The sequence below is a fragment of the Clostridium sp. genome (assembly GCF_032552055.1).
GTDB lineage: Bacteria > Bacillota > Clostridia > Clostridiales > Clostridiaceae > Clostridium.
In genome coordinates, this window is record NZ_JAWGSV010000352.1 from 1 (window position 1) to 2,456 (window position 2,456).

Genomic DNA, 2,456 nt, shown 5'->3' on the forward strand with positions numbered 1-2,456 from the left:
AATCCCCAATGTAAACCAAACATAACAAATACTTGCCAGAAACCACCTATGAATAAGCCAGCTACTATTGGACTTAAATTATAAATACTCATTGTAACAGAACCTAAAGCATTAGATGCCCATGTTGCAACTGGACCTATAGCTATAAATGTAAGTGGAACAACAACTAATAATGTAAAAAATGGAACCAAGAAAGTTTTAACCACATCTGGAATAATCTTCTTAAATATCTTTTCAGCCTTAGATGCTACATATATTGATAAAATTATTGGAATAACTGTTGAAGCATATCCGCTCATTGGCATTACCATTGGAATTCCAAAGAAATCTAAGGTTTGTCCAGCTACACCCGCTATTGCTGGATATACTAATGATGCTCCAATAGCCATACCTGTAAATTGGTTCAACTTAAACTTTTTAGCAGCTGTAAATCCTAAGAATATTGGGAAAAAGTAAAATAAACAATCTCCAATTGCATTTAATACCATATAAGTTGAACTTGCAGCGTCTACTAATTTTGTTGCTAATAATATCGCATTTAGTCCCTTAATCATACCTGTAGCACAAAGTACTCCAAGTACAGGTTGGAATACACCTGAAATAATATCTATAAATGCGTTAAATGGACTTAACTTTTCATTTGACTCTTCTTCTGAAGCAGATCCAAATCCACCTATTGCAGCTACATCAGCATAAACATCAGGAACATGGTTTCCTATTACAACTTGATACTGTCCACCACTTTTAACAACAGTAACAACCCCATCCATATTCTTTAATACTTCTGTATTTGCTTTACTCTCATCTTTTAATTTAAAACGTAATCTTGTAACACAGTGAGTTAAAGAGTTAACGTTTTCTTTACCACCAACATTGGCTATAATGTCTTTAGCTAATTTTTCATACTTCATGAATTTTCTCTCCTTTAATTTTTATATTAATAATAAACTTTACTTAAAATAAAAATGGCGAGACCTAATACGATAGAATTTGAATCCCATTCTATCTGAATTTAGTCTCGCCTGCATTACCAGTAACAATCATTATTTATTTGTAAACCTTTAACTTGTCTTTATTTTATATCATTATTTTTAACTTGTCAATATTTTTATAAATTTATTTACTAGTTATTCTTTGTATATGCACTGTTAAATATAATTTTTCTTCATCATCAAGATCTTTCTCTAAATAATCCTCTATTTTTAACATACATTTATACGCATCTTTATATTTTTCTTTTACTTGTTTTAATAAAAAATCATCCTTATGTTCTAAATTTTCTTCTTTACTATTATTTTTGTTACTTAATCTTTTAAAGAAAAATCTTAAATGTGTAATAAATCTATCGTAACTCAAAGATGTATCATCTAATTTTATATTATATGTATATCTTACAATATTTAAAATGTCATTTATCATCTTAGTTTGCTTAGCAACATCTTCTACTTCTTTATAAGAACTATTTACCTGCGAATTTATTAGATGTAAAGCTATATTGGCAGCTTCATCTTCTGGTAACTTAATATCTAACTCTTCTTCAATAAAATTTAAAGATTTTAATCCTATTTCAAATTCCTTAGGATAAAACTTTTTTATTTCCCAAATTATAGCATTAGTTACATTGAAACCTTCTTTATACAGTTTAATTGTATTACTTATATGATCTGTAAGGGTTATATATATATATTCACTTATTTCCACATTTAATATATTTTTAGCATATTCTATGATATCATAGCTTACATAGATTATTTCTTTAGGCACATCTTCTAAAATCATCTTGAATTTTTCTGACGTATCTTTCTCTTTAAGAATAAAGGTTTTTTCAACTTTTTCTAAGTCTATTTCTTCCCCCACACTCTTTCTAAATCCAATTCCTCGTCCCATTACTACAACTTCACGTTTATCTGAATTTAATGCTAGTATTGAATTATTATTAAATATCTTTTTTATAATCATACTTCCCCTCCTTACCATTTACTTTTACTTTATTATTAAGAAATATTTTACATATACAAAAGCCTCAATTAATTAAATAGATAACTTATAAATCTACTTTAACTAATTGAGGTATCGCCTGATAAAATCAGTAACAATCCATAACACTTTATAAATATTTAATCAGTATTATAATATAGTTTTTAATATATATTGTCAATATTTTTCTAATTCTAAGTACTATTAGAAAAACTTAATTTACTTATAGAAAACTCGACTCGTATTCGCTCACTGAGTAAGTTCCTCCAATCAAAACAAGCTTTTTGGGGCTCACTTATTGCACAGCTCGTTCTTCATTATTTTAAACCCTATATATTTTTTTGTTCTAAAATTATAACTCTAAACAATAATTATTGTAACATTAATAATATCTCCTCATGATTCTAAAACGTCAAAAAAGGTTGTAGTATAAACTACAACCTATAACAATCTAAAATTATCTTCTATTTTGTTCTTTT

The 2,456-nt window shown here is 27.2% G+C and carries 2 protein-coding genes; both read right to left on the reverse strand.

The annotated features are described in order from the left end of the window. Positions 1-911 (reverse strand): PTS transporter subunit EIIC (locus E6248_RS15380; protein WP_316341645.1); only part of this gene is annotated, 911 nt, incomplete at its 3' end. Positions 912-1,116: 205 nt separating this feature from the next. After that, the gene (gene licT / locus E6248_RS15385) at positions 1,117-1,959 is read right to left on the reverse strand and encodes a BglG family transcription antiterminator LicT (protein WP_316341646.1); all 843 of its coding nucleotides are present in this window, start codon (positions 1,957-1,959) and stop codon (positions 1,117-1,119) included. Between the last annotated feature and the right edge of the window lie 497 nt (positions 1,960-2,456).